23 protein-coding genes are annotated in these 26058 nt (G+C 71.6%); 16 read left to right on the forward strand and 7 right to left on the reverse strand.

Features of this window, described 5'->3' with window-relative positions:
- Positions 1 to 14 precede the first annotated feature (14 nt).
- The 4 genes from BKA14_RS06725 to BKA14_RS06740 all read left to right on the forward strand — a co-directional run bounded on the left by BKA14_RS06725 (position 15) and on the right by BKA14_RS06740 (position 5048).
- Positions 15 to 2549, forward strand: a complete 2535-nt coding sequence (locus BKA14_RS06725) for an ATP-binding protein (RefSeq protein WP_184950045.1) — start codon at positions 15 to 17, stop codon at positions 2547 to 2549.
- A gap of 65 nt (positions 2550 to 2614) precedes the next feature.
- Positions 2615 to 3133, forward strand: coding sequence for a SigE family RNA polymerase sigma factor (locus BKA14_RS06730; RefSeq protein ID WP_239092437.1), 519 nt, complete (start codon positions 2615 to 2617; stop codon positions 3131 to 3133).
- Complete coding sequence (locus BKA14_RS06735; RefSeq protein ID WP_184950046.1) at positions 3130 to 3963, forward strand: hypothetical protein; 834 nt, start codon at positions 3130 to 3132, stop codon at positions 3961 to 3963. Before BKA14_RS06730 ends, BKA14_RS06735 begins: the two co-directional genes overlap by 4 nt.
- Positions 3960 to 5048: an amidoligase family protein gene (locus BKA14_RS06740; RefSeq protein WP_184950047.1), complete on the forward strand. Its 1089-nt coding sequence runs from the start codon at positions 3960 to 3962 to the stop codon at positions 5046 to 5048. The genes BKA14_RS06735 and BKA14_RS06740 overlap by 4 nt, the downstream gene beginning before the upstream one ends.
- Here BKA14_RS06740 and BKA14_RS06745 read toward each other — a convergent pair.
- The 5 genes from BKA14_RS06745 to BKA14_RS06765 form a co-directional block, all read right to left on the reverse strand.
- Positions 5045 to 7354: a putative bifunctional diguanylate cyclase/phosphodiesterase gene (locus BKA14_RS06745; protein WP_184950048.1), complete on the reverse strand. Its 2310-nt coding sequence runs from the start codon at positions 7352 to 7354 to the stop codon at positions 5045 to 5047. The two genes, BKA14_RS06740 and BKA14_RS06745, sit on opposite strands and share 4 nt — an antisense overlap.
- 150 nt (positions 7355 to 7504) lie before the next feature.
- The gene (locus tag BKA14_RS06750; RefSeq protein ID WP_184950049.1) at positions 7505 to 8488 is read right to left on the reverse strand and encodes a cation diffusion facilitator family transporter; all 984 of its coding nucleotides are present in this window, start codon (positions 8486 to 8488) and stop codon (positions 7505 to 7507) included.
- Between the two features lie 89 nt (positions 8489 to 8577).
- A complete protein-coding gene (locus tag BKA14_RS06755; RefSeq protein WP_184950050.1) occupies positions 8578 to 10086 on the reverse strand; it encodes a ricin-type beta-trefoil lectin domain protein in 1509 nt (502 codons plus the stop codon).
- Positions 10083 to 10727, reverse strand: a complete 645-nt coding sequence (locus BKA14_RS06760; protein ID WP_184950051.1) for a PulJ/GspJ family protein — start codon at positions 10725 to 10727, stop codon at positions 10083 to 10085. The genes BKA14_RS06755 and BKA14_RS06760 overlap by 4 nt, the downstream gene beginning before the upstream one ends.
- Complete coding sequence (locus BKA14_RS06765) at positions 10724 to 12409, reverse strand: putative Ig domain-containing protein (RefSeq protein ID WP_184950052.1); 1686 nt, start codon at positions 12407 to 12409, stop codon at positions 10724 to 10726. The genes BKA14_RS06760 and BKA14_RS06765 overlap by 4 nt, the downstream gene beginning before the upstream one ends.
- Before the next feature lie 118 nt (positions 12410 to 12527).
- Between BKA14_RS06765 and BKA14_RS06770 the strand changes: the two genes are divergently transcribed.
- The 3 genes from BKA14_RS06770 (at position 12528) to BKA14_RS06780 (ending at position 16283) form a co-directional block, all read left to right on the forward strand.
- Positions 12528 to 13139 carry a class I SAM-dependent methyltransferase gene (locus BKA14_RS06770; protein ID WP_184950053.1) on the forward strand — a complete coding sequence of 204 codons (612 nt, stop codon included), beginning with the start codon at positions 12528 to 12530 and terminating at the stop codon, positions 13137 to 13139.
- Between the two features lie 23 nt (positions 13140 to 13162).
- A complete protein-coding gene (locus BKA14_RS06775) occupies positions 13163 to 14158 on the forward strand; it encodes an LLM class flavin-dependent oxidoreductase (protein ID WP_184950054.1) in 996 nt (331 codons plus the stop codon).
- Positions 14159 to 15608: 1450 nt separating this feature from the next.
- Positions 15609 to 16283 carry a YceI family protein gene (locus BKA14_RS06780; RefSeq protein WP_184950055.1) on the forward strand — a complete coding sequence of 225 codons (675 nt, stop codon included), beginning with the start codon at positions 15609 to 15611 and terminating at the stop codon, positions 16281 to 16283.
- An 80-nt stretch (positions 16284 to 16363) separates the two neighbouring features.
- Here BKA14_RS06780 and BKA14_RS06785 read toward each other — a convergent pair whose 3' ends face one another.
- Positions 16364 to 17317 carry a GlxA family transcriptional regulator gene (locus BKA14_RS06785; protein WP_184950056.1) on the reverse strand — a complete coding sequence of 318 codons (954 nt, stop codon included), beginning with the start codon at positions 17315 to 17317 and terminating at the stop codon, positions 16364 to 16366.
- Between the two features lie 86 nt (positions 17318 to 17403).
- Between BKA14_RS06785 and BKA14_RS06790 the strand changes: the two genes are divergently transcribed.
- The 3 genes from BKA14_RS06790 (at position 17404) to BKA14_RS06800 (ending at position 19781) form a co-directional block, all read left to right on the forward strand.
- Positions 17404 to 17823: a hypothetical protein gene (locus BKA14_RS06790; RefSeq protein WP_184950057.1), complete on the forward strand. Its 420-nt coding sequence runs from the start codon at positions 17404 to 17406 to the stop codon at positions 17821 to 17823.
- Positions 17820 to 18179, forward strand: a complete 360-nt coding sequence (locus tag BKA14_RS45660) for a DUF3817 domain-containing protein (protein WP_260416423.1) — start codon at positions 17820 to 17822, stop codon at positions 18177 to 18179. The genes BKA14_RS06790 and BKA14_RS45660 overlap by 4 nt, the downstream gene beginning before the upstream one ends.
- Positions 18180 to 18272: 93 nt before the next feature.
- Positions 18273 to 19781: a GGDEF domain-containing protein gene (locus BKA14_RS06800; protein WP_239092425.1), complete on the forward strand. Its 1509-nt coding sequence runs from the start codon at positions 18273 to 18275 to the stop codon at positions 19779 to 19781.
- A gap of 1 nt (position 19782) precedes the next feature.
- Here the strand turns inward: BKA14_RS06800 and BKA14_RS06805 are convergent, their stop codons facing one another.
- On the reverse strand, positions 19783 to 20265 hold the full coding sequence (locus tag BKA14_RS06805) for a cupin domain-containing protein (protein WP_184950058.1): 483 nt from the start codon (positions 20263 to 20265) through the stop codon (positions 19783 to 19785).
- A gap of 84 nt (positions 20266 to 20349) precedes the next feature.
- On the opposite strand from BKA14_RS06805, the gene BKA14_RS06810 reads away from it, so the two are divergent.
- Genes BKA14_RS06810 through BKA14_RS06835 form a run of 6 tightly spaced genes read left to right on the forward strand, consistent with a single transcriptional unit; the run spans position 20350 to position 26025 of the window.
- A complete protein-coding gene (locus BKA14_RS06810) occupies positions 20350 to 21360 on the forward strand; it encodes an AAA family ATPase (protein WP_184950059.1) in 1011 nt (336 codons plus the stop codon).
- Positions 21357 to 22319 (forward strand): DUF58 domain-containing protein, encoded by a 963-nt coding sequence (locus BKA14_RS06815; protein ID WP_239092424.1) that lies wholly within the window; start codon positions 21357 to 21359, stop codon positions 22317 to 22319. Before BKA14_RS06810 ends, BKA14_RS06815 begins: the two co-directional genes overlap by 4 nt.
- Positions 22316 to 23266, forward strand: a complete 951-nt coding sequence (locus BKA14_RS06820; protein ID WP_184950060.1) for a VWA domain-containing protein — start codon at positions 22316 to 22318, stop codon at positions 23264 to 23266. The genes BKA14_RS06815 and BKA14_RS06820 overlap by 4 nt, the downstream gene beginning before the upstream one ends.
- A 25-nt stretch (positions 23267 to 23291) precedes the next feature.
- Complete coding sequence (locus BKA14_RS06825) at positions 23292 to 24140, forward strand: S1C family serine protease (RefSeq protein WP_184950061.1); 849 nt, start codon at positions 23292 to 23294, stop codon at positions 24138 to 24140.
- Between the two features lie 7 nt (positions 24141 to 24147).
- A complete protein-coding gene (locus tag BKA14_RS06830; protein WP_184950062.1) occupies positions 24148 to 24825 on the forward strand; it encodes a response regulator transcription factor in 678 nt (225 codons plus the stop codon).
- A gap of 3 nt (positions 24826 to 24828) precedes the next feature.
- On the forward strand, positions 24829 to 26025 hold the full coding sequence (locus BKA14_RS06835) for a sensor histidine kinase (RefSeq protein ID WP_184950063.1): 1197 nt from the start codon (positions 24829 to 24831) through the stop codon (positions 26023 to 26025).
- The last annotated feature ends 33 nt before the right edge of the window (positions 26026 to 26058 follow it).

Here is a 26058-nt window from a genome sequence, read left to right on the forward strand (position 1 = left end):
CCGATGCATCCGTTATGCGGACGGCGCTCGACGACAACCCCCTCGCAGACTCCGACCGGCTGCGGATCCTGCGGGCGACCGGCCTGCTCGACGCGGGGCCGGTGGAATCGCTGGACCGCCTGACCCGGATGGCGGCCCGGCTCACCGGGGCCCGCCTGGCGCTGGTCTCGCTGGTCGACGCCGACCGGCAGCGCTTCGCCAGCGGCTGCGGTCTGCCGCCCCAGCTCGAACGCGACATGCAGACGCCGCTGAGCCACTCGTTCTGCCAGCACGTGGTGCTCGACGAGGCGCCGCTGATCATCTCCGACGCCCGCACCGACGACCGTCTGCACACCAACCTGTCGATCCCCGACTACCAGATCATCGCCTACGCCGGTTTTCCCTTGCGCGCCCCGAACGGGCTGGTGCTGGGCTCGTTCTGCGTCACCGACGACAAGCCCCGCGCCTGGTCGGAGGAGGACCTGGCCACCGTACGGGACCTGGCCGCGGCGGCCGAGTCCGAGATCGCGCTGCGTCTGCTGCACGGCGAGCAGCTGCTGGCTTCGGCCCGGATGCAGTCGGTGCTCGACAGTGCCTACGACGCGTACATCTCGCTCGACGCCGGCGGTGACGTGGTCGCCTGGAACGCGGCCGCCGAGCGCCTGTTCGGCTACGCCGCCGCCGAGGCCATGGGCCGGCCGGCGGCCGAGCTGATCGTGCCCGAGCGGTTCCGCGAGATGCACCGGGCCGGAATGGCCCGCGTGCGCGCCAGCGGCCAGTCGCTACTGACCGGGCAGCGACTGCAGCTGGCCGCGATCGACCGCACCGGCCGCGAGTTCCCGATCGAGATGACCATCCAGGTGGCCGTCGAGCAGGGCGAGCTCGTGTCGCACGCGTTCCTGCACGACATCACCGACCGGATGATCGCGACCGCGGAGCTGGAGCGCCGCCGCCAGGAGATCGAGGACGACCGCGCGTTCCTGCAGGCCCTGCTGGACAGCCTGGACACCGGCGTGGCGGCCTGCGACCGGGAGGGCAACCTGGCCTTCTTCAACCAGGCCCTGCGCCAGATCCACGGCGCCGACGCCGCGCCGGACGCGCCCGGGGAGACCTGGTCGCAGCAGTACGGCCTGTACGCCGAGGACGGCCAGACGCTCGTGCCGGCGGACCAGGTGCCGCTGGCCCGCGCGTTCACCGGCGAGGTGGTCGACGGCCAGCCGCTCGTCGTGCCCGGCCCGGACGGCACACCGCGGCGCTTCCTGACCAACGCCCGCCCGATCGACACCCCCGACGGCCGCCGCCTGGGGGCCGTGGCCGCCATGCACGAGGTCACCGAGGCCCACCACGCCGAGGTGCTGCGCCGCACCCGGCACGCCGTCGACCAGGTGCTCTCCGAGGCCACCAACGCCGAGCAGGCCGCCATCCGCGCGGTCGTGGCCGTGGCCGACTCGCTGGGCTGGCTGTGCGGCGAGTACTGGCAGGTCGCCGAGGACCGCCGGCACATCGTGCGGCTCAGCTCGCACACCGCCGCCGGTCGCGAGCTGTCCGCGTTCACGGGCGACGAACCGCTGGAGTTCGGCCGTGGCGAGGGCCTGGCCGGGCTGGTCTGGCGTACGGGCGCCGACGTGTGGGGCGGGCCGGAGTCGATGTCGTCGGGACGCGCCGAGGCGGCCCGCGCGGCCGGCATCCGTACGGTGGTGGGCCTGCCCGTGCGGGCCGGGCGCCGGGTGCTCGGCGTGCTCGCGTTCTTCCTCGACACCGAGCTGCGGTTCGACCCGGACATCGCCGACGTCCTGGACACGATCGGCGCGCACCTGGGCCGGTTCGTCGAGCGCCGCCGGGCCGAGGACCTGCAGCTCGCGCTGTTCTCCGCCCAGCAGGAGCTGGACCGGATGAAGGACGAGCTGACTGCGCTGGTCATCCACGAGCTGCGCAACCCGATCGGGGTGATCCGCGGCTACATGGAGACACTGCTGGAGAGCGCCGAGCTGGCCGAAGCCGACCGCCGGTACGCCGCGGTCGTCGACCGCAACGCCGAGCACCTGCAGCGGCTGGTCGACGACCTGCTCGACCTGGCCCGCCTGGACGCCGGGCACCTGAGTATCGACCCGCGCCCGATGTCGGCGGGCCGGCTGCTGCGCGACGTGGTCGAGAACCACCGCCCCACCGCGGACGGCAAGCGGCTGACCGTGCAGCTGCGGCTCGAACCGCACCTGCCGGTGCACGCCGACGGCCAGCGGCTGCGGCAGGCTCTGGACAACCTGCTGTCCAACGCGATCAAGTACACGCCCGAGGGCGGCCGGGTCAGCGTCACGGCCGAGACCGGCGGCGACGGTGTGACGATCGAGATCAGCGACACCGGCATCGGCATCCCCGCCGAGCAGTACCCGCAGCTGTTCACCCGGTTCTTCCGGGCCGGCAACGCGGCCCGCGAAGGGATCAAGGGCACCGGCCTCGGGCTGGCCGTGACCAAGGCGATCGTGGAGGCCCACCAGGGCACCATCGCGGCCCGGCCGGCCCACGGCGGGGGCACGACGTTCACCGTTACGCTGCCTGCCGTGCAAGCCTGAGGTCCGCGCGAAAATAGTTTCGTACGGGATTGCACAGAACCGGCACGGGGTGCGTCGTAGTGGTTGTGACCTTCGAGCAGTTCGCGATGGCCCGGCTCCCGAGCCTCCTGCGGTATGCGGTCGTCCTCACCGGCGACCGTGATCTCGCACAGGACATAGTCCAGGAGGTTCTGGCCCGGGCGCAGGTTCGATGGCGGCGGATCAGCGAGGCGGAAGTCCCCGAGGCGTACGTGCGGCGCATGGTGCTCAACGAGTACCTGTCGTGGCGGCGCAGCTGGGCTGTCCGTCACGTGCACGCGGTCGGGGAAAGGCTCGTCGACCTCGACGACGCCCGGGGTGGTGTGCGCGACCACGCCGACGGTGTCGTCATGGCCGACGTCCTCTGGAAGCGCCTGTCCACTCTCGGGCGCAAACAGCGGGCGGTCCTGGTGCTGCGGTATTACGAGCAGCTGGAGGACGAGCAGATCGCCGACCTGCTGGGGTGCTCCCCGGCGACGGTCCGCAGCCACGCGTCGAGGGCGCTGAAAACGCTCCGGCTCTCACCGGAGCTCATGGAACGCATTCCCGCCGAGGAGAAGTCGTGACTGAGCAGCCGCACCACGATCAGCTGCGCGAGGCTTTCGAGACCCACGAAGACACCAATATCGACCCGGCCGCGGTGTACGCCCGCGTCCAGGAGCTCTCCACCAAGTACAAGCGGCGCCGGCGGGGCGCCCAGATCGCGGCCGGTGGCGTGCTATCCGCCGGCCTCGTCGCCGGGGCGATCAACCTGCCCGCGTTCCTGCCGGCCAACCAGCCGGTCACCAACACCGCCGCCGGGGTCCCGGCCGGCGCGCCGGCCAAGCCGTCGGCGGCGCCGTCGAACGGCCCCACCGACTACGACCGCAACCTTGAGGCCTACACCGAGGCCGGCTACGGCTACGACAACGCCGGTGTGCTGGCCCGGCTGTGGAAGATGAACGGCGACGACCGGCTCGCGGTCAAGGCCGAGGCGGGCCGCCGCCTGCTGCTCGGCGAGACCCTGCCGATCAAGCCCTCGCCCGATGCCCCGGTCGAGGAGGAGACGATCTCCCCCGAGCAGGACAAGCAGTTCCAGGCGTTCTTCAACGCCGGCTACACCTGGACCGAGGCCGAGAAGCTGGCCAAGATCTGGAAGATCAAGGACCCGGCCGACGCCAAGCTGGAGGCGGGCAAGCGCCTCCTCGCCGGCGAGGAGCTGCCGGTCAAGCCGACCAAGGAGAACGTCGCCGCCGCCCTGGAGAACAAGCGGGCCAGCGCGTTCTGGGAGGCCGGTTACGAGGCGGAGGACGCCGCGAAGCTGGCCAAGCTGTGGAACCTCAAGGACACGTGGTCGGCCAAGGTCGAGGCGGGCATGCGCCTGCTGGCCGGCCAGGAACTGCCGATCAAGCCGTGAGCGACCGGTTGCGCCGGCGCATCGGCTTCGAGATCGAGCTGATGGCCCCCGCGGGGGCCAGCCGGCGCAGCCTCGCCGACGACCTGGCCGCCCGTTGCGGCGGCCGGGTCCGCCCGGTCTGGCATCGCGACAGCGAACCGTCGCTCGTGCCCGGCCTGGGCCGGTTCCTCAATCTCACCTTGGGCTTCGCGGTCGACCGGCCGGACGGCACCCCGCTGTGCACCCTGGTCGACGACATCACCCTGGTCGACGGCCTCGACCCGCGGGTCCCGGCCCCACCGGGCTGGTTCCGCGTGCTCAGCGACGACTCGCGGCTGCTGGGCCTGCTGGCCGAGCAGTGCGACCCGGCTGCTCCGCTCGACACGGTGCTCGACCCGGCCGCCGCACTGTGGCGGGTCAAGCCCGAGCAGATCGGCGACGTCTTCCGCCTCGACGACGCCGGGGGCAGCACGATCGCGCTCGCCGCCCCGGCCGGCGGCGAGCGCGAGCGGCCCTGCGAAGTGATCACCCCGCCGCTGGCCGCCGGTCACGACGAGGCCCTGGAGGAGCTGCTCGCGCCCGCCCGCGAGCTCGGCTTCACCGTGCCGGTCGAGGCCGCGGTGCACCTGCACCTCGACGGCGGGCCGTTCCGCCGGCCGGCGGCCCTGGCCAACGTGGTGCGCTTGTTCGCGCACTGGCGCGAGCCGTTGCGGGCGCTGCTGCAGACCAACCCGGCCTGCCGCCGCCTCGCCCCGCTGCCCGAGCCGCTGGTGGCCGCCACCACCGGGCGGCTCGGGTCAGGTGGCCGGCCGGGTCAGCCCGGCCGGCCCGGGTGGGACGACCTGAGCCGCGCGGCCGACGAGGGCGGGCTGACCAAGTTCTTCGACGTCAACCTGACGCAGCTGTTCGCCGAGCACCCGATCCGCGACACCGTCGAGGTCCGCATCCTGCCCGGGGCGATCGACACCGACGAGATCGTCAACCGGGCCGCGCTGGTCGAGCTGTTGCTGGAGCGCTGCCTGATGGCGTCCTCGCTGCCCCCGGTGGCGGCCGACCCGATCGAGCAGCTGATGGAGTTCGCGGCCGAGGCGATGGCGCGCCGCTAACTGCGTACGGTCACGGTGGCTTCCGAGACCAGCCTGAGCGAGGCCGCCGCCGCGGTGCCCGGCCGGCCGAAGAGCCAGCCCTGCCCGCGGTCGCAGCCCAGCGTGCGCAGCAGCTCGGCGTGGTGCGCGGTCTCCACCCCCTCGGCCACGGTGACCAGCCGCAGGCTGCGGGCCAGGTCGACCACGGCCCGGACGAGGGCGCCCTGCTGCGCGTCGGTGGGGTCGTCCGGCATGAACGACTTGTCGATCTTGAGGAAGTCGATCGGCAGGTCCCGCAGGTAGGCCAGCGACGAATACCCGGTGCCGAAGTCGTCGATGGCCACCCGTACGCCCGCGGAGCGCAGCTCGGTCAGATGGGCCAAGGTCAGCTCGGCGTGCGCGCCCGACCGCACCAGCACGCCCTCGGTGATCTCCAGGGTGAGCGCCGCGCCCGGCAGCCCGCTGTCGTCCAGCGCCCGGCGCACCTTGTCGGCGAAGTCGTGCTCGGCCAGCTGCCGCGGCGACACGTTGACCGTGATCGTGGTGCCGTACGTGTGGAACCAGGGCGCGGCGTCGGCGCAGGCCCGCCGCAGCACCCACTCGCCCAGGCAGACGATCAGGCCACTGTCCTCGGCGGCCGGGATGAACCGGTCCGGCCCGATCGGGTCCTGACCCGGCGGCGTCCAGCGCACCAGCGCCTCGAACGCGACCGAGCGGCCGCCGCGCAGGGTCACGATGGGCTGGTAGTGCACGGTGAACTCGTCGGCCTCGAGCCCCTCGCGCAGACGTTCCACCATGCGGATCCGGCCCGCCTGCTCCCGGCGCATCCGGGGGTCGAACACCTGGTGGCGGTCCTTGCCCTCGGCCTTGGCGGCGTACAGGGCCAGGTCGGCGTCGCTGAGCAGCTCGGCCACGCCCGCCCCGTCCTCCAGGCGGCGGACCCCGATGCTGCTCGACACGTGCAGGGTGTGCCCGGTGACCGCGACCGGTTGCCGCAGCGTGGCCAGCACGGCCTCGGCGCGGGCGTCGACCTCGCCGGGCGCGATCCGGGGGAGCAGGAGAGCGAATTCGTCGCCACCCGGACGGGCCAGCGTCTCGCCGGGGCCGAGCAGCTCGCGCAGCCGCCCGGCCACCGCCACCAGCAGCCGGTCGCCGACGGTGTGGCCCAGCCGGTCGTTGACGTCCTTGAAGCCGTCCAGGTCGAGCAGCATCAGCGCGCCACCCGCGGGCGCGGCGCCGGCCAGCCGTTCCTCCAGCAGGTGCCGGGTGGGGAGCCCGGTCAGGGTGTCGTGCAGGGCCATGTGCCGGATCGACTCCTGCATGGCGGCCTGCTCGGCCAGCGAGTGCGTGAGGCTGGTGGCCTGCCGTTCGGCGAGGCGGGTGGCCAGCGCCATCCGGATCACCAGCAGCACCGAGACCATGGCCGTCAGGGCCAGCGGGACCCCGACGTCGCCCAGGTCGTGCTGCGGCATCCGGTGCTCGCGCAGCAGGGCGTACCCGGTGCTGGCCGGCCCGACCAGCACGGTCACGATGTGCAGCAGCAGCATCCACCACGCGTTGGTGATCGGGCCGGGCGGCTCGGCGGGCGGATCGGGCACCGGGTGCAGGGCGGCCCCGCCGATCAGGACGAGCGCGGCGGCCCAACCGGCCGTGCTCAGCGTCGTGCCGGCGATCGCGTCGAGCGAGGCCACCTCGAGGAAGTAGCGCACGTCGGACACGGTCAGCAGCACCGTCGCGACCAGCACCAGGGCCAGGGGGCGGGTCAGCTTGCCCTCGACGATCAGGAGCCGCGACGCCATCCCGAACAGGACCGCGTCCAGGAACGGGTAGACGCCGGCCACCGGCACCTCGAGGGCCCGGCCCCGGTCGAGCACGTACGGGTCGTAGAGCAGCACGTAGGCGAGCATCACGCCGGTGCACAGCACGATGGCGGTCTCGGTCAGCCCGGCCCCGCGGGAGATCTCGGCCCGGCCGGGCAGCAGGGCGAGACCGGCCGCCAAGGCGGGGTACGCGGCGAGATACAGCAGGTCGACCAGGCCGATCCCGGCCACGCTGATCGACCCCGTGATCGCCTCGGCCGCCCAGAACGCCGTCGCGATCGTGCCGAACGCGGTGGCCACGGCGAGGGCCCACCACGCGACCGGCCGGGCCAGGCGCCGCCGGCGCAGACCGGTCAGCACGGCCGCGGTGCCGCCGGCCCCGGCGACGCTGTAGGCGCAGAGCTGCCCGGCGTGCCCGAACACCGGGGCCAGCAGCACCAACGCGCCGGTCAGGAGCAGGAACAGCCACCAGCCGTACGTACGGGATGGTCCTGCCTGCTCGGGCAACCGGCCGCCCTTCGGGTCCGCGCGTTCCTTGCCCCCATTCTCCCGCCGCCCGCCGTACGGTTCCGGCAAATGGGAGAACCGCTCAATCGCCGACGCGATCGCCACAAGCGCCGGTGACCCCACCGGGCGGACTGATCAACAGGTCCTCGGTTACGAAGGGCCGGCTCGGTGATGGGCCAGCTCGCGGTGGTGGTCGTCGCCGGGATGGCTGGCCGGGTCGACGTGCACGGTGGCGCCGGTCAGGCGGGGCACCCGGTGGGTCAGCCGGTGCTCGGCGTCGGCCGCGATCTCGTGCGCGGCCAGCAGGCTCAGCTCGGCGTCGACCACGATCGTGGCCTCGGCGTGCAGGCGGTGACCGATCCAGCGCAGCCGCAGGCCCGGCACGGCGTGCACGCCCGGCACCGCGAGCAGGGCGGTCTCGGCCCCGTCGACCAGCGCCGGATCCACCCGGTCCAGCAGCCGGTGACAGACCTCGCGGGCGGCGTCCCGGAGCACGAACGCGATGGCCACGGTGATGGCCAGGCCGACGACCGGATCGGCCCAGCCCCACCCGAGCCAGGCGCCGCCCGCGGCCGGCACGACGGCCAGTGACGTGTAGCCGTCGGTGCGGGCGTGCAGGCCGTCGGCGACCAGGGCGGCCGAGCCGATGCGCCGGCCGACGGTGATGCGGTAGCGGGCCACGACCTCGTTGCCTGCGAACCCGACGACGCCGGCCGCCAGCACCCACGGGATGTGAGTCATGGTGCGCGGGTTGACCAGGCGGTCGACGGCCAGCCAGCCCGCGGCGACCGCCGAGCCCGCGATGACCAGCACGATGACGATGCCCGCGAGATCCTCGGCGCGGCCGAAGCCGTACGTGTAGGCCCGGGTGGCGGCGCGCCGGCCGATCAGGAACGCGATGGCCAGCGGCACGGCGGTGAGCGCGTCGGCCACATTGTGCAAGGTGTCACCGAGCAGCGCGACCGAGCCGGACAGCACCACGATCAGCCCCTGCAGCAGCGCCGTGACGCCCAGCCCGGCCAGGGAGATCCACAGCGCCCGCAGCCCGTCCCGCGAGGCCTCGAGCGCGCTGTCGACCTTGTCGGCACTGTCGTGCGAGTGCCCGGAACCGCCGTGGTGATGGTGCTCGCCCATGCGCCGACCCTACGCCCGGGGGTAGGCGTGCGACAACGCCGCAAATGCTAATGACCTGCAGAAACGCATGGCTCGCGACAGTGCGGCGGTCACTTCTCGATCAGGTCGACCAGGGGGGTGGGCTGGCTGATGTTGGCCGGGGCGTTCCATTTCTGCAGTTCGGAGGTGTTGCAGACGGACACCTTGACCTTGCTGGTGCCGTCGCCGTGGAAGTCGTTCGCGACGCCGCTGGCCTGGTCGGTGGGTTGCAGGCAATAGCCCTTGTAGTCCTTGATGCGGTAGCTGGTGCCGTAGTCGCCGGTGTCGTGGTAGACGGTCCACTGCAGGTTCGTCGCGGCCTGAGCGGCCGGGGTCGTGCAGGTCACGACGGTCACCCACGAGGTCGCGTTGACGACGCCGGGGGAGCGCAGGCAGTAGTTGTTGGCGGCCAGGCCGTTCTTGCTGTTGCTGGTGGCGTTGGTGTTGTTGACGATGATCGGCCCGGTCGCGGTGACGGCCGGGACGACCGGGGTCGGGTGGACCCATTGCTGGTTGAAGTCGACGACACCGCCCGGGTCCTGCTTGCAGAACCAGGCGATCATGTATGTCGAGTTCATGTTCTTGCTGGTCACGTCGAGGCAGCGGCTGAACTGGGCGTAGTTGACCAGCTGGTTGGTGTTGTCGCCGGCCATGCCCGCGCCGACGCCGGTGGCCGAGCGGAACACCGTGGTGCTGTTGTTGACCGAGCAACCACCCAGCACGACGGCCTTGTTCGCCGTGGAGCCCGGCGCCTGCACGTTGACGCAGGAGCTGCCGTCGGACTTGCTGGCAGTGGTCGTCGAATGGAACATCGAGCTGCCGTCCAAGGCCCACTGGAACGTCGTGGTCCGCACGGCCGGGCAGGCCCGGAAGACCAGGGCCGTGCCGGCCTTGCGGGCGTCGCTGGCCCAGAGGCACATGCCCGACGACGCGGCCGACGACTCCGAGTTGATCCGCTTGAGGTAGAGGTCGGCCGTGTAGCCGAACTGCTGACGGCTGCTGCCGTCGCAGGGCGCCATCAGCAGTGGGGTGTCGGCCGCGGGGGCGCCGTTCGTGCCCGAGTCGAAACACTGATTGCCCAGGGTGGAGGTGGCGATCCGGATCTGGCCGCCCGGGATGTTGGTGTTGCTCGTGGAGAAGACGTACGTGGCGGTCAGCGTCCGCTTGACCGGGCCGCCCCAGCCGACCGAACTGACGACCGCGGTGGTCGGCACGTCGTTGGTCGGGCAGCTCAGGTCCTTGCCGTCCTGATCCCGGTACGTCAGCGTCACCACGTACGAGAGCGTCTCGCCGGCCGAGTTCACGCCGGCGTCGCCGGTCAGCGTGCACGGCGGCAGGTTCTCCAGATAGCCGCTCTGGGTGTTCTGATCGGCGGCTGCCCGCACCCGCGCCATCATCACGTCCATGCCGGCCTGCGAGGCGTTGAGCGCGGTGTTGCGTTCGCCCAGGCTCTGGCTGGTCCTGATCTGGCGGACGACCATCGGCACCAGCACCGCGGACAGCGACATGACGACGGTGACGACGAGCAGCGCCATCAGGATCGAGCCGGTGTCGTCCGTACGGGATCGGATGCGCATCACGACGCCGGCCTCGCCTTGCCGCAGTCGTTGTCGACCAGCTTGCCGGCGTCCGAGAAGACGTTGCTGGCGTTGGTGTTCTGGGCCGTGAACAGCACGTCGAGCGGCAGGCTGGTCACGCCCACCTTGCCGGTGAAGCGCAGCCGCACCTGGGTGTAGGCGAGCTGGTAGTCGCGGCCCACACCGGAGACGTTGGGGCTGGCCGAGGCGTACGGGGTGGAGTTGGGCAGATAGACCGTGAACGGTGGCGTGGTGCCGGTCTGGGCCAGGTTGGCGGCGATCGCGGTCGGCGGGCCCGGCGTGGTGCTCGGCAGCACCCACGAAGCAGTGGTCAGCACGCCGTTCTTGAGGGCCAGCTGACGGCAGCCGAGCGACGTGGCGTATTCGAGGTACCAGGTGCCGCCGACCAGCCCGGGCGTGGACACCCAGTTGGCGTACCGCAGCTCCTTGTCGAGCCGGCGGAAACTGTTGGTGAGCTGGTCCCGGGCGTTGGCGGTGGTGTCGACCCGGTTCACGTTCGAGTAGATCTCGACCAGCCCGCCCATCGCGACGACCAGCACGACCGACAGCAGCCCCATGCCGACCAGCAGCTCCACGAGGGTGACGCCGCTGTCGCCGGGCTCGCGCTCCCGTCCGCCGCTCATGTCACGGTCCAGAGCAGGGTGAGCACGCTGGTGGCGGTCACGGTGGTGGCCGTGGCGGTGACCGTGTAGGAGCCCGCTGTGGTCGGCGTGCCGGCGATGGTGGCGGTCGTGGCGTTGTAGGTCAGGCCGGGCGGGAGGCCGGTCACCGTGATCACCGGGCTCAGGCCGAGCAGGGCCCCGTTGGTGGCCAGCGTCATCGAGGCCGCGGTGCCGCGGGCGGTGGTCCGGTCGGGCGCGGCCAGGGCGGGCGCGGTGAAGATCAGCGAGCTGGTGGTGTTGACCAGCAGGACGAAGCGCTGACTGGCCGAACCGCCGGTGCCGCCGAGGCTGTCGGTGGCGGTGATCGTGGGCAGGAACCGTCCCGAGATGGTGACCTTGTCGTTGATGGCGCCGCTCTTGTTGTTGATCGACACCCCGGTGGGCAGGCCCGTGGCGCTGTAGCTGTACTTGCCGTCGCCGCCTCCGCCGACCGCGGTCATGACGAGCTTGGCGTTGAGCGCGATCGACTGGTCGGCCGGCGGACCCAGCGTGACGGCCGGATACACCGTGTGGGTGTAGGTGCCGTCGCCCGAGATGCCGTTCTGGTCGGTGGCGGTGACGGTCGAGGCGAACGTGCCGGGGTCGGTGACCGTGCCGGTGATCGCCCCGCCGGCGTTGTCGACGGCCAGCCCCGGGGCCAGCGTGGAGGACGTGTAGACGTACGGGCCGACGCCGTTGGCCGCGGTGGCCTGCAGGCTGACCTCCTCGCCGACGTGGTTCGCGGCCGCGGCGGGCATCGCCACGGTGGGCGGCAGCACCACGGTGAAGGTGATGGACGCGGTGTCGCTGCGGTTCAGCTTGTCGGTGACCGTGGTCGTGGCCGGAGTGACGCCCGCCGTGGTCGGGGTGCCGGTGATCAGGCCGCCCGTGGTCATGGTCAGGCCGGCCGGCAGCTTGCTCACGGTCCACGTGTTGGGCAGCTGACCGCCGCGCGCCTCCAGCTGGGCCGAGGCGGCGACACCCAGGTAGAAGGTGACCGAGGTGGTCATCACGACCGGGGACGGCCGCTTGAGGTCGAACTGAGGTTCCGGCGCCCGCGACACGAGCGTCGAGGTGACATACATGCAGGTGTTGGCCGGGTTGCCCGCAGTCGTGGCGCACGAGTTGTCGGGCCAGGTGATGAGGACGACCGCCCGGAAGAACTTGAGGATCTTGGTCTTGTCGGCCGGCTCCGCGCTCTTGCCGACCGGATAGACGCACGCGCCCGAGCTCGACGTCAGATAGACCTCACAGCCCCCGATGTAGATCATCCGGGTGTACGGGGTGCCCTCCATGGTCGTGACCTGGGCCGCGGTCGAGATCGGGGCGTCCGCGCCGTCGGTGGGCAGCACCGAGCTGTCGGCGTCCATGCCGACCTGCATCGTGGCCAGATACGGCTTGACGATGGCCGGGGCGGCCGCGAACTGGTCCTCGCCGGCCTGCTGACCGTGCCCGCTCAGCAGCGAACTGCCCTTGAGCCCGCGCACCTGCTCCATGGCGGTGTCGGCGAGCTGGATGGCCGCCTGGCGGGTCCGCTGCTTGTTGACGCTCTGCAGGCTGCTGACGAAGAAGGGGGTGCTGGCCAGCAGGGTGATGGCCAGGACGGCCAAGGCGACGACCATCTCGATGAGAGTGAATCCCTCATCGTCGCGCGTACCTTCCATCCCCACCCTCCTCACCGTGATCATCGGCAGCGGGCGGGCGGACGCTTAGGAGATTCGGACATTGAGGTTGTCGGCCCCCACCGTCCCGGGCGCCGGCCGGCGTCGGTAGGTTTCAGGAGTGGTACGAGCCCTGGACGACGCGCAGCCGCCCGCCGACACCGTGTCCCTGGAACACTTCAACGGGCTCTACGAGGCCAAGGACGACCCGTGGGACGTCGCGGTGAGCTGGCACAACCAGCGCAAGTACGCGGTCACGGTGGCCAGCCTGCCCCGGGAGCGCTACCGCCGCTGCTACGAGCCGGGCGCCTCCATCGGGCTCCTCACCCGGCTGCTGGCCGCGCGGTGCGACGAGGTGCTGGCCGTCGACAGCGTGCCGGCGGCGGTTGCGCAGGCGCGCGAGACAGTCAAAGACCTTCCCCACGTACGGGTGGAGTGCGCCAACCTTCCGGCCGAGCTCCCCTCGTCGGTCTTCGACCTGATCGTCGTGGGGGACCTGCTGTACTACTTCTCGGCGGCCGATCTGGCGGCGGCGCTGGACGGCTTCGTGCAATTGCTGGAGCCCGACGGTGACCTCGTGTCCGTGCACTTCCGTGATCGGGGCAACGGGGGGAACTACGACGGCTTCCAGGTCAGTGCGGCGCTCTCGGCTGTCGAAGGGCTGACGCGGGTCGTGCGGCACGAGGACGAGTGGTTCGTGCTCGACGTGTTCCGGCGCACAGTGCCGGTGTAAGGACCGCGGAGTACGTTCGAGCCATGTCGATCGCGTTCTCGATTCTCGACCTGGCCCCCATCAGCAAGGGGCAGACCGCCCGGGAAAGTCTCGAGGGCAGCGTCGCGCTGGCCCGGGCCGCCGAGAGCAGCGGCTACGAGCGGGTCTGGTACGCCGAGCACCACAACATGCCGACCATCGCCTCGTCCGCGACCAGCGTCGTCATCGGCTACGTGGCCGCACACACCACGACCATCCGCCTCGGCGCGGGCGGCATCATGCTGCCCAACCATTCGCCGCTGGTGATCGCCGAACAGTTCGGCACCCTGGCCACGCTCTACCCCGGCCGCATCGACCTGGGCCTGGGCCGCGCCCCCGGCAGCGACCAGAACACGATGCTGGCCCTGCGCCGCGACAACAGCTCAGCCGAAGCGTTCCCGCAGGACGTGCTCGAACTCAACGGCTACCTGACCGGCCACACCCGCGTCCCCGGCGTCCAGGCCGTGCCCACGCCTGACGGCCCGGTGCCCCTCTACATCCTCGGCTCCTCCCTGTTCGGCGCCCAGCTGGCCGCCCAGCTCGGCCTGCCCTACGCGTTCGCGTCCCACTTCGCCCCCGACGCGCTGCACCAGGCAGTGACGGTCTACCGCGAGACGTTCCGCCCGTCGGCCCAACTCGAGACGCCGTACGTCATCGCCGGCGTCAACGTCTTCGCCGCCCCCACGCACGACGAGGCGGAAGACCAGCGCGTACGGGCCTACCGCGCCCGGACCCGAGCCTTCGTCACCCGCGGGGCCCGCGGCGGCAACTTCACAGACGCCGAGATCGACGCCTTCCTGGCCTCACCCGCAGGCGCGTCCCTGTCCAACATGACGCGCTACACGGCCACCGGCACCCCCGACGAGGTCCGCGAATACCTCCTGAAGTTCGCCACAGAAGCCGGCGCCGACGAACTGATCACCGCCCACCACGCCTCCGACCTCCCCGACCGCATCCGCTCCATCGAACTGACCGGCGAGGCCCTCACCACATCCGTGTGAGCGGGCCCCTCACCGTCCCGCAGCCGCTTGCCGCCACCCGCCGGCGGGGCGCTGCCTGACCCAGCGAGCGCAACCCCGCCCACCCACCCGGCCCATCCCGGCGCAACTACGCGGGGGCCGGCGCGCAGAGTCGCGCTTTCGCGCAACGACGCGCACCCGAGCGCATCCATGCACCCTGCACTCAGCCCGGTCCCCACGCGACGTGGCGCGCCCTTGGCGCATCATCGTGCGCCCTCGCGCGCCCTCGCGCGCCCTCGCGCGCCCCGCGCAACCTGCGCACCCCGCGCAACCCCGCGCAACCTCGCGCGCCCCGCGCAACTCGCGCCCCGCGCAACCTGCGCACCCCGCGCAACCCCGCGCGCCCCGCGCGCCCCGCGCCCCGCGCAACCTGCGCGCCCCGCGCAACCCCGCGCAACCCCGCGCAACCCCGCGCAACCTCGCGCGCCCCGCGCAACCTCGCAGCTCGGTGGCGCAGTCGCGTAGCGCCTGCAGCGCGACATCGCTCACCTAGCCCGCACAGCAGCGTGCAATCCTGTCCGTTTCCCATTGCGGCGTCGCGTTTCGCTGTCCGATCCTTGCACAGCATCCCGCGCCTTCGTTCAGCATTGGGCAACCGAGCGTATGCCGCAGCATCGCGCATTCCGCTGATCCTCGGGCAGCGTCGCGCATCCCGGCCCGGCCGGCGCCCAGCATTGCGTCGTCGTTGTGCACGATGATGCGGGCGCGCTCGGGTCTTCGTGCAGCGTCGCGCATCTTCGCCCGGCCCGTGCAGCGTCGCGCATCCCGGCCCGGCCCGCGTGCGGCATCGCGCATCCCGGCCCGGCCCGCGTGCAGCATCGCGCATCCCGGCCGGCCCGCGTGCAGCATCGCGCATCCCGGCTCGGCCTCGCGCGTTCTTGCGCAGCGTTGTGTGCGCGGGCGCAGCGCCGCGCGCTTGTGCCGCTGTCTGGGCGTTTGGTGCACCGTCTAGGCGTGGCGGCGGCGTCGAACGAGACTGGGCCTGTTGTTTGGGCGGTCCTGCCGTGGGTGAGGCTCGGAAGGCCTGGGCTGCCGGGGTCTGGCGGTGACTGTATTTACGCACCGCTGCTGCAGGTTTCCCATATGGCGGTTGTTCGAGTCCAGAATGGATGTTCATGTTATGTGTCGGGTGGCCGACACGGAGGGATATTGAAAGGGGTCGAACGGTGGCAGCGTGGGTGTTCATCATCACCCGAACGCCTTTGTTTCAGTGGATGAAACAGTGCGTCACGGGAGCCTGAAAAATGTGACCCCGGTCGCCGGGTAAATCGGGTGATTACTGGCTTAATGTGACGGCCGTTCGGGCTTGTGAGCTGCGCGTCCGTACCGAGAGTGGCCGGGCGGTAAACCACAGCCCGTGTCTTGCGCCTAAGATCCTTTGAATTCGGAGAATGCATTCTGAGCTGACGTGCCCGAGGGATGGAGTGGAGCGATGGTCGACCGGCCGATCCGGGAGTGGAACGGGCTGACCATTCCCGACCCGGGCGTGTACAAATTGGACGAGGCTCACAAACGGCTCGGTTTTCACGCCCAGCACATGATGGTGAGCCCGGTGCGGGGCGAATTCTCGCGGGGCAGCGCGACCATCTTCGTGGCCGAGGACCCAGCTCGTTCGTCGGTCACCGCGACCATCGACGCCACCAGCCTCAACACGCACAACCCGGATCGCGACACGCACCTGTCCAGTGCCGACTTCCTGGATGTGCAGAAGTATCCGACGCTCGAGTTTCGCAGCACCGGGGTCGAGTGGCAGGAGAACAACGACGCGATCTTCCTGTGGGCCCGGCTGCGCAACAACCCGCTGTCCCGCCGGCCCAGCGCCGCCTCCCTGCCGGCGGCCAAGCCGAGCGGCAAGTTCGTGGTGCACGGCCTGCTCACGATCAAGGACGTGACCCGCCCGGTCGACCTGAACGTCGAGTACGGCGGCGCCCGCCGCGACCCGTACGGGCGGGACATCTTCGGTTTCAGCGCGTGGGCCGAGTTCGAGCGCGAGGACTACGGCCTGGTCTGGAACGTGGTGCTGGAGAGCGGCGGCGTTCTGGTGGGCAAGACGGTACGCGTCGAGATCGCCGGTGAGGCCATCCTCGACACCCCGGCCGCCGCCTGAGAGCCAAGGCCGTCCCGGTGAGCAGGGGCCGGGGCATTGCGCGCACGACGACACCGGGCCGGTGGGCGTCGGCTTCAGGCTCAGCGGGCTGCGGGTTCGCGGAAGCTGCGGCGGCAGCTTTGCGGGCTGGTGCCCACCACGCGCTTGAAACGGTCACGGAACGCCGTGGGGGAGCCGAAGCCGACCAGGCCGCCGATCCGGTCGACCGGGTGGGCGGTCGTCTCCAGCAGGTGCTGGGCCTGCCGGATCCGGGACAGGTGCAGCCACTGCAGCGGGGTCGTGCCGGTCTGTTCGCGGAAGCGGCGATTCAGCGTGCGGGTGCTCATGCCGGCCCGGGCCGCGATGTCGTCCAGGGTCACGTCGCGGCCGGCGCTCTCCGACAGCCAGCGCAGCAGGGGTTCGAGTTCGGAGCCGCGCGGGGCCGGGGGTTGTTCGGGCACGATGAACTGGGCCTGGCCGCCTTCGCGTTCGAGCGGCATCACCGACAGGCGGGCGGCCTGCGCGGCCACCGCCGAGCCGTGGTCCCGGCGGACGAGGTGCAGGCACAGGTCGAGGCCGGCGGCCGCCCCGGCCGAGGTCAGGAACTGGCCTTCGTCGACGTAGAGCACCCCGGGGTCCAGTTCGACACGGGGGAACATCTCGGCGAAGTCGGCCGCCCCGACCCAGTGCGTGGTGGCCCGGCGGCCGTCGAGCAGGCCCGTGGCGGCCAGGATGAACGCGCCCGCGCAGACGGAAGCCATCCGGGTGCCGCGGGCGGCGGCAGTTCGCAGCGCGTCGGCGACCGCCGGGGTCATGCTGCGTACGGGGTCGTGGCAGCCGGGCAGGATGATCGTGTCGGCCGTTCCGAGCGCTTCCAGTCCGTGCGGCGTCTGCACGGTGAAGGCTCCGGCGCTCACCGACGGGGTGGGGGAGCACACCCGTACGTCGTAGGGCTGTGTGCCGTCGGCCAGGCGGACCCGGTCGAACACTTCGAGCGGCGTGGCCAGGTCGAACGCGACGACGTTGTCGAGGGCCAGAACAACGATGCGGTGCATGCCCACCAGGGTATGGCCAGAATCCGTTGACCTATGGCATTCGCGCCACTGTTTTGGTGCCACGTCCGGCCATACGGTCGGTGATCGTGACAAAAGTGCTGCTCTCCCTGCATGTCCTGGCCGCGATCGTGGCCATCGGCCCGGTCACCGTCGCGGCCAGCATGTTCCCCGCGGCCGTCCGCCGCGCTGATCTCGCCCAGATGCGCACGCTGCACCGGATCTGCCGGGTCTATGCCGTACTGGGGCTGGCCGTCCCGGTTTTCGGTTTCGCCACGGCGGCGTCGCTGGGCGTCCTCACCGACGCTTGGCTGCTCGTCTCGATCGCCTTGACCGCTGTTGCCGCTGTTGTGCTGGCCTACGCGATCCTTCCGGGCCAGGCTGCGGCCCTGACCGCGGAGGCTGTGCCGGCCCGCCGGCTCGGCATGGTGTCGGGGATCTTCAACCTGCTCTGGGCCACCGTCGTCGTGCTGATGATCGTGCGGCCCGGCTCGACCACCGGGGCGTGACGGTGCTGCTGAGGACCGCCGCCCGCGTCGAACTGCTCTCGCTGCTCGTGCTGCTGGCCAACCTGGCCACCGTGCACGTCGCCGGGGTGGCCACCCTGCTCGGCCCGCTGCACGGCTGCGCCTACCTGGTCGTGATCGGCGCGACCTTCGCCGCCACCGGACGCACGAGACCACGCCTGCTCGCACTGATCCCCGGAATCGGAGGTGCCCTGGCCGCAAGGAGCGCCGCAAGGAACACCGCAACGAGCGCCGCCAGGAACGGCGCAGGGAACACCGCAACGAGCGCCGCCAGGAACGGCGCAGGGAACACCGCAACGAGCGCCGCCAGGAACGGCGCAGGGAACACACAGGTGTAACTCAGGCGGCGATTCCTAAACGCGACCCGCGCAGTGTCGATGGGGACCACCATGGACCGGTGTGGTCCCTGCCGACCCCGAGAGTGAGGCCGCGTGGCGCTTGTGAACCGCGCGCTGCGCCGTGACCCATGGCTGCTGGGCCTGCTGGTCTGGACGGGTCTCACGTTTCTCGTGTTCACCGCCCTGGCCGGGGAAACCGTATGGCAGGTGCGGCTCTTCTGGCTGTTCCAGCCCGGCGCCGACCTGCTGCTGACGATCTTCTCGTGGCGGGTGGCCCGGCTCGCGACCGGCGCGATCAGGCGGTTCTGGCTGGTCCTGACGGTCACCGGCGCACTGTTCGCGATCGGCGACACCACCCAGTCCGTCCTGACGTTCCTGCCGGGGCAGTGGTCGACCAACGGCGGGAGTGTGCAGACCGTCTGCCTCGGCATCGGCATGACGGCTGTGGTGACGGCGATGCTCATCCATCCCCACCCGAACCGGACCGGCCGGGAACGGCTCGGCTTCTGGCTCGACTCGGCCACGGTGCTCGTCGCGGGGGCCGTCGTCGCGTGGTGCTCGCTGGTGACACCGGACGGCAACACCCGATCGGACATGCTCGCCGTGCTCGCGGCGACCGGCGTGGCCATCACGGCCTCGTTCGCCTCGGTCAAGATGATCCTGAGCGGCAACGCGCCCATGCACAAGGCGGCCGCGATGCCGATGATCGGCGCGGCCATGGTGATGAGCGTCGGCATGTTCCTCGCCCCGGCCGGCGGCGAGACGCACCCGGTGATTTACTTCGTGCGCTACCTGCCCACCGTGCTGCTGTGCGCCGGTCCGCGCGTGCAGCTGCTGCTCGCGAGCAGCGACCGCTCGGCGTTCGGTGAGCGCCGCCGCAAGCCGTACAGCCTTCTCCCGTACGGGGCGATGGTTGTCGCTTTCGGTGTGCTGGCGCTCGCGCTGCCCGGTGGGGTGAACGGGCGGCTGTGGGGTGTGGTGGCCGGGCTCGCGCTGATCTGCGCGCTGGTGGCCTGGCGGCAACTGGTCGCGTTCCACGACAACCAGGCCCTCATCTCGCGGCTGCGCGAGCACGAGAGCCGGCTGCGCCATCAGGCCCACTTCGACGGGCTGACCGGGCTGGCCAACCGTGGGCACTTCAGCGAGCAGGTGGAGCAGGCGCTCGCCGTCACCCCCGCCTCGGTGTCGGTGCTGCTGGTCGACCTGGACGGTTTCAAGGCGGTCAACGACACGATGGGGCACGCAGCCGGCGACGCCCTGCTGATCGGGGTGGCCGACCGGTTGCGCGGGGCGATCCGGTCCGGTGACGTGGCCGCTCGTCTCGGTGGCGACGAGTTCGCTGTGCTGCTGCCGGGCTGCACCCCGGCCGAGGCCGACCAGACCGCCGTACGGATCCTGGCCGCGCTCACCGTCCCCGAGCAGATCGACGGCGTTCCCGTACGGGCGGCCGCCTCCATCGGCGTGGCTTCGGCCGCCCCCGGCGCGAACGTCAACTCGCTGCTGCGCGAGGCCGACATCGCCATGTACGCCGCCAAGCACCGGGGCAAGGGCACGTGGCTGCGGCACGATCCGAGCATGCTGGCCACGCGCCCCGCCCGGTAGCTCAGTCGAGCCAGATGTTGTCGTGCTCCAGGTAGAACTTCACCTTCTCGTCCTCGCTCATCTCGCCGAGGTGGGCCAGGCCCTCGAAGTAGGCCTCGCGCGGCGCCCCCGGGGAGAAGTGCAGCAGCATCGACGCGGGCTCGCCCGACTCGTTCTTGAAGGCGTGGATGCCGCCGATCGGCACGTGCACCCAGTCGCCGGGCTCGGTGTCGATCCACTTCTCGCCGGTGTAGATGCGAATGCTGCCGGTCAGCGTGTAGAACGACTCGGAGATCGAGCGGTGGAAATGCGGGTCCGGTCCGGTCACCCCCGGCCCGCACTCCCAGCGGTAGAGCCCGAACAGCCCGCCCGTCGAAGCCCCGCTCGACAGGTAGTGCACCTTCGTCCCGTTCGGATAGACCAGCTCGGGCGGCGTCCCCTCCGGCCGGTAGGTGGCGCTGACTTCTCCGGTTTCCCCGTGGTACTGCGGTGGTGGATACGTCATGAACCCCATTCTGCCCGGTGATCCTTCGGTTTTCTTTCGGTGACGCTTCGGCCCGCTTTCGGGGCTGATTGATGTCATCGGCACATGACAGATGACGTTACGGACCGCCGGCTCGAGCGGACCCTGTTCGAGGTCAAGAAGGTCATCGTCGGGCAGGACCGGCTCGTCGAGCGGCTCCTGACCGCGCTGCTGGCCGGTGGGCACTGCCTGCTCGAGGGAGTGCCGGGCGTGGCCAAGACGCTGGCCGCGGAGACCCTCGCCGTCGCGGTGGGCGGCAGCTTCCACCGCATCCAGTTCACACCGGACCTGGTGCCGTCCGACATCCTCGGCACCCGCATCTACCGCGCCGGCAAGGAGAGCTTCGACGTCGAGCTCGGCCCGATCATGGCGCACATCGTGCTGGCCGACGAGATCAACCGGGCCCCGGCCAAGGTGCAGTCGGCGCTGCTGGAGGTGATGGCCGAGGGCCACGTCTCGATCGGCGGGCAGACCTATCCCGTACCGCAGCCGTTCCTGGTCCTCGCGACCCAGAACCCGATCGAGAGCGAAGGCGTCTACCAGCTGCCCGAGGCCCAGCGCGACCGCTTCCTGATGCGGGTGGTCGTCGGCTACCCGAGCGAGCAGGAGGAGCTCGGCATCCTCTACCGGATGGGCGGCGCGCGGCCGGTGGCGCAGCCGGTGCTCGACCCGGTGACGCTGCACGAGTTGCAGCTTCGCGCGCGCGCAGTGTTCGTGCATCACGCGCTGGCCGAATACGTTGTCCGTCTGGTGCTCGCGACGCGCGAACCCGAGCGTTTCGGCCTGCCCGAGGTGGCCGGCCAGCTCGCGTACGGGGCCAGCCCGCGCGCCACGCTGGGTCTGGTCGCCGCCGGCCGGGCCCTCGCGCTGCTCCGCGGCCGCGACTACGTGCTGCCGGCCGACCTGCTCGACATCGCCCCCGACGTGCTCGCGCACCGGCTCGTGCTCTCGTTCGACGCGGTCGCCGACGGCGTGCAGCCCGAGCAGATCGTGCGCCGCATCGTCGACGCCGTCCCGCTGCCGATCATCGCGCCGCAGCAGGAGCTGAGCGGCCCCGGCCTGGGGACGGCCGCGTGAACGAGGGTGGCTTCGCGCCCGAGCTCGTCCCCGAGCGGCGGCTCCGGCGGCTCGAACTGATGATCACGCGGCGTCTCGACGGGCTGCTCCACGGCTCGTACCTGGGCCTGCTCCCCGGCATCGGCAGTGAGCCCGCCGGCAGCAAGGAGTACCGCCCCGGCGAGGACGAGGTGCGCCGGATGGACTGGGCCGTCACCGCGCGCACCACCGTGCCGCACGTGCGTACGGTCGACGCCGACCGGGAACTGGCCACGCACGTGCTGGTCGACGCCAGCGCGAGCATGGACTTCGGCACCGCCGACCTGGAGAAGCGGGAGCTGGCCCTGGCCGCCGTGGCGGCCGTCGGCTTCCTGACCCTGGGCAACGGCAACCGGCTGGGCGCTCATCTGTTGTCCGGCGACGCCGTACGGCGGTATCCCGCGCGCGGCGGACGCCCATCTCTGCTCGCTCTGTTGCGCGCCATGATGCTCACGCCGCGCAACCAGCATCCCGTGTCGCTGGGCGCCGGGATCGAGGCGCTGCACCGCCAGACCCCCCGTACGGGATTGGTGGTGGTGGTCTCGGACTTCCTCGACGGTCTCGACGAGGACGGCCTGGGACCGGGCGCGCCCGAATGGGAGGAACCGCTGCGCCGGCTGGCCGCCCGCCACCAGGTGCTCGCGGTGCAGGTGGGCGACCCGCGCGAGCAGGAGCTGCCCGACGTCGGCCTGCTCACGCTGGTCGACCCGGAGACCGGGCGCCGGCGTGAGGTGCCCACCGCGAGCAAGAAGTTGCGCGCCAAATACGCGGCCGCCGCCGCCCAGCAACAGGCCACCATCGCGGCCGCCGTCAAACGGGCGGGCGCCGCACACCTTCCCCTGCGGACTGACCGCGACTGGGTCGCCGACATCGTGCGTCACGTGCACGCGCGCCGGCGGCTGAGCCGGGCCGCGGCGAAACCACAAAGGACACCGTCATGACCTGGCTTTCCCCCGAACGACTGTGGCTGCTGCTCGGCGTCGTCGCGCTCGTCGTGGCGTACGTGGTCGCGCAGCGCCGCCGCAGCCGGTACGCCGTCCGGTTCACCAACCTCAAGCTGCTCGACCGGGTCGCCCCCAAGCGTCCAGGCTGGCGGCGGCACCTGCCCGCGTCGCTCTTCCTGGCCATGCTGGGCCTGCTCGTGGTCGGCTTCGCGCAGCCCCAGGCGGAAGTGCGCGTTCCCCGCGAACGCGCGACAGTGCTCGTCGCGGTCGACATCTCCCGCTCGATGCTGGCCACCGACGTCGCGCCCAACCGGCTCGACGCGGCCAAGCAGGCGGCCCGCGGCTTCGTCGACGACCTGCCCGAGCAGTTCAACGTCGGGCTGGTCGGGTTCGCCGGGCAGGCCTCGGTCTTCGTCCCGCCGGGCACCGACCGCGCGCAGCTCGGCACCGGCATCGACCGGCTCGCCGACGGCGCCGCCGGGCAGGCCGGCACGGCGATCGGCGACGCCATCTCGTCGGCGCTGGAACAGATCCGCTCGGTCGACGCGGAGGCCGGCGAGGACGTGCCGCCGGCCCGGGTGATCGTGCTCTCCGACGGCGCCAACACATCGGGCCTGGACCCGGCCGAGGCCGCGCGGATGTCCAACGAACTGGGCGTGCCGGTCGACACCATCTCGTTCGGCACGGCCGCCGGCACCATCGGCGACGGCCAGCAGGTGCCGGTCGACGGCGAGACCCTGCGGTCGGTCGCCGAGGCCACCGGCGGACGCTACTTCGAGGCCGCCAACACCGAGGAACTGAACAACGCGTACGCCGACATCGGCAGCTCGGTCGGCTACCAGACCGAGGTCCGGGAGGTGTCGGCCTGGTTCATCGGTATCGGGCTGGTGCTCGCCGTGATCGCGGCGCTGGCCTCGATGTTCTGGTTCGCCCGCCTGCCCTGAACCTCCCCGCACGGAAAGGAACACCATGTCTGGACTGGGGTCACCTCGTGGACCTGAGTTCCACTCGCCCGACTGGGCCACCGCGCCCGCCGCGGCACCGGCCCCGGCGCATGCGGCCACCCGTGGCAAGCGCCTCCCCGCCGCCGCCCTCGCCGCTCTGGCCGTCGTCGGTCTCTCGGCCGGCGCCGGTGGGATGGCCGGTTACGTCGCCGGCCACGATGCCGAGGAGGCGGCCACGGCCGCCCCGCTGCCCCAGGGCAACATCCCGGCCGACCTGGTCGGGGCGGCGGCCCGGGTGCTGCCCGGCGTCGTGTCGGTGCAGGTGCGTACCGGTCAGGGCGGCGCCTCCGGCTCCGGGTTCGTCTTCGACGACCGCGGACATATCGTCACCAACAACCACGTCGTGGCGGCCGGCCGCGGCGGCGACGTCACCATCGTCGGGCAGGACGGTCAGCGCCGCCCGGCCGAGGTCGTCGGCACCGACCCGGGCAGCGACATCGCGGTGCTGAGGGTCACCGGGGGCTCCCCGCCGGCGCCGCTGGCCCTGGCCGACCCCAACGGGACCCGGGTCGGCGAGTCCGTGCTGGCCGTGGGCTCGCCGCTGGGGCTCAGCGGAACCGTGACCGCGGGCATCGTCAGCGCGCTGGACCGGCCCGTACGGCTCGGAGGTCAGACACGGCAGACGGCGGTGCAGACGGACGCCTCGATCAACCCCGGCAATTCCGGCGGACCCCTCGTCAACGCCCGGGGCGAGGTGATCGGGGTCAACACGGCCATCGCGACCCTGGAGGGCGGCGGCTCGATCGGGATCGGCTTCGCGGTGCCGATCGAGCGGGCCCGCCAGGTGGCCGATTCGCTCATCGCGCGGGGATAGTTGACCGATGCGGTTGCTGGTGGTGGAGGACGAAGAGGATCTGGCGGAGGGCCTGCGCGTCGGGCTAGCCCGCAGTGGATACGCGGTCGACGTGGCGCTCGACGCCGCCCAGGCCTACGACCGGCTGACCGTCAACGAGTACGACCTGATGCTGCTCGACGTGAACCTGCCCGACGGCGACGGGTTCACGCTGTGCCGCTCGCTACGGTCGGGCGAGATGGACCTGCCCGGCCAGGGCGACCTGCGGGTGCTCATGCTGACCGCCCGCGGCGGGCTGGACGACCGGGTCCGCGGGTTGGACGGCGGCGCCGACGACTACCTGGTCAAACCCTTCCACCTGGCGGAACTGCAGGCCCGCGTACGGGCCCTGCTGCGCCGCGACACCGGGGGCGGATCGGCCCGGCTCACCGTGGGTGACATCGTGCTGGACTCGGCGCGGCACCAGGTGACCGTGGCCGGCCGGCCGCTGGCGCTGACCCCCAAGGAGTTCGGGGTGCTGGAATACCTGATGACCCGGCCCGGGCATGTGGTCTCCAGCGAGGAACTGCTCGAACACGTGTGGGACGCCAATGCCGACCCGTTCACCCAGACCGTCCGCGTCACCGTCGGCACGCTGCGGCGCAAGCTCGGCGAGGGCTCGATCGAGACGGTCGTCGGCCGCGGCTACCGGCTGCGGGAGGGATAAGTCGTGAAGCGCCCTGAGGTGTTCCGGTCGATCCGGTTCCGGCTCACCGTCATCTACTCGACGGTGCTTTTCGCGCTGGCCGGCCTGACCCTCGGGGTGGTCTACCTCGCGGTCGCGCAGAGCACGTCACCGCGGCCGGTGACCGAGCGCATCGCGAAGGTCTACAACACCGACCGCGAATACCTCGGCACCACCACGGTCGCCGAGGTCAGCGAGATCGAGGAGGCGGTCAACTACAGCACGCTGACCAGCCTGCGCCGGTGGTCGTTCATCGGGCTGGGCGGGCTGTTCGTGGCCAGCCTGGGCATCGGCTGGGTGCTCTCCGGGCGCGCGCTGCGGCCCGTCGGAGCCATCACCCGTACGGCCCGGGAGATCCAGGCCACCGACCTGTCCCGGCGGATCCGGCTCAACGGGCCGCCCGACGAGCTGCGCGACCTGGCCGACACGATCGACTCGATGCTCGACCGGCTCGACCACGCGTTCCGGGCCCAGCGGCAGCTCATCGACGACGCCTCGCACGAACTGCGCAGCCCGCTGGCGATCATCCGGACCAACCTGGACGCCTCGCTGACCGCGCCCGACGCCACGCCGGAGGAACGGACGCGGGCCGTGGCGGTGGTCGACCGGGCCACCACCCGCATGTCCCGGCTCGTCGAGGACCTGCTGGCCACCGCGCGGCGCGACTCCGACGCCACTGCCGACGCCGAGGTCGACCTGTCGATGGTGGCGCGCGAGGCGGGCGAGGAGTCGTTCGTCACCGACCGCCCGCTGCACCTGCGCTACGACACAGCGGCCGGGCTGCGGCTGATCGGCGACGCCGACGCGCTGCGCCGGGCGGCGGGAAACCTGCTCTCCAACGCCGTACGGCTGGCGCCCTCGCACTCCACGGTGACTGTCGCGACGGGTCAGGCCGGGTCGTGGCTGTGGCTGGCCGTGGCCGACGAGGGCCCCGGCATCGCCCCGGCCGATCTGCCACGGGTCTTCGATCGCTTCTGGCGGGGCGAAAACGCCGAACTTCCCGGCGTACGCAGGGAGCGCCGCACCGGGCTCGGACTGGCGATCGTGCGGCAGATCGTCGAGTCGCACGGCGGGCGGGTGGTCGCGTTCTCACCGCCCGGCCACGGCAGCACGTTCGTGCTCTGGCTGCCGGCGGCCGACCGCACCGACGAGGAACCACCGCCCGGCGGCAGCCCGATCTAATGTGTCCTCGGGAACGCAGCCGACGACAAGGAG

It is taken from the genome of Paractinoplanes abujensis (genome assembly GCF_014204895.1).
Taxonomy (GTDB): domain Bacteria; phylum Actinomycetota; class Actinomycetes; order Mycobacteriales; family Micromonosporaceae; genus Actinoplanes; species Actinoplanes abujensis.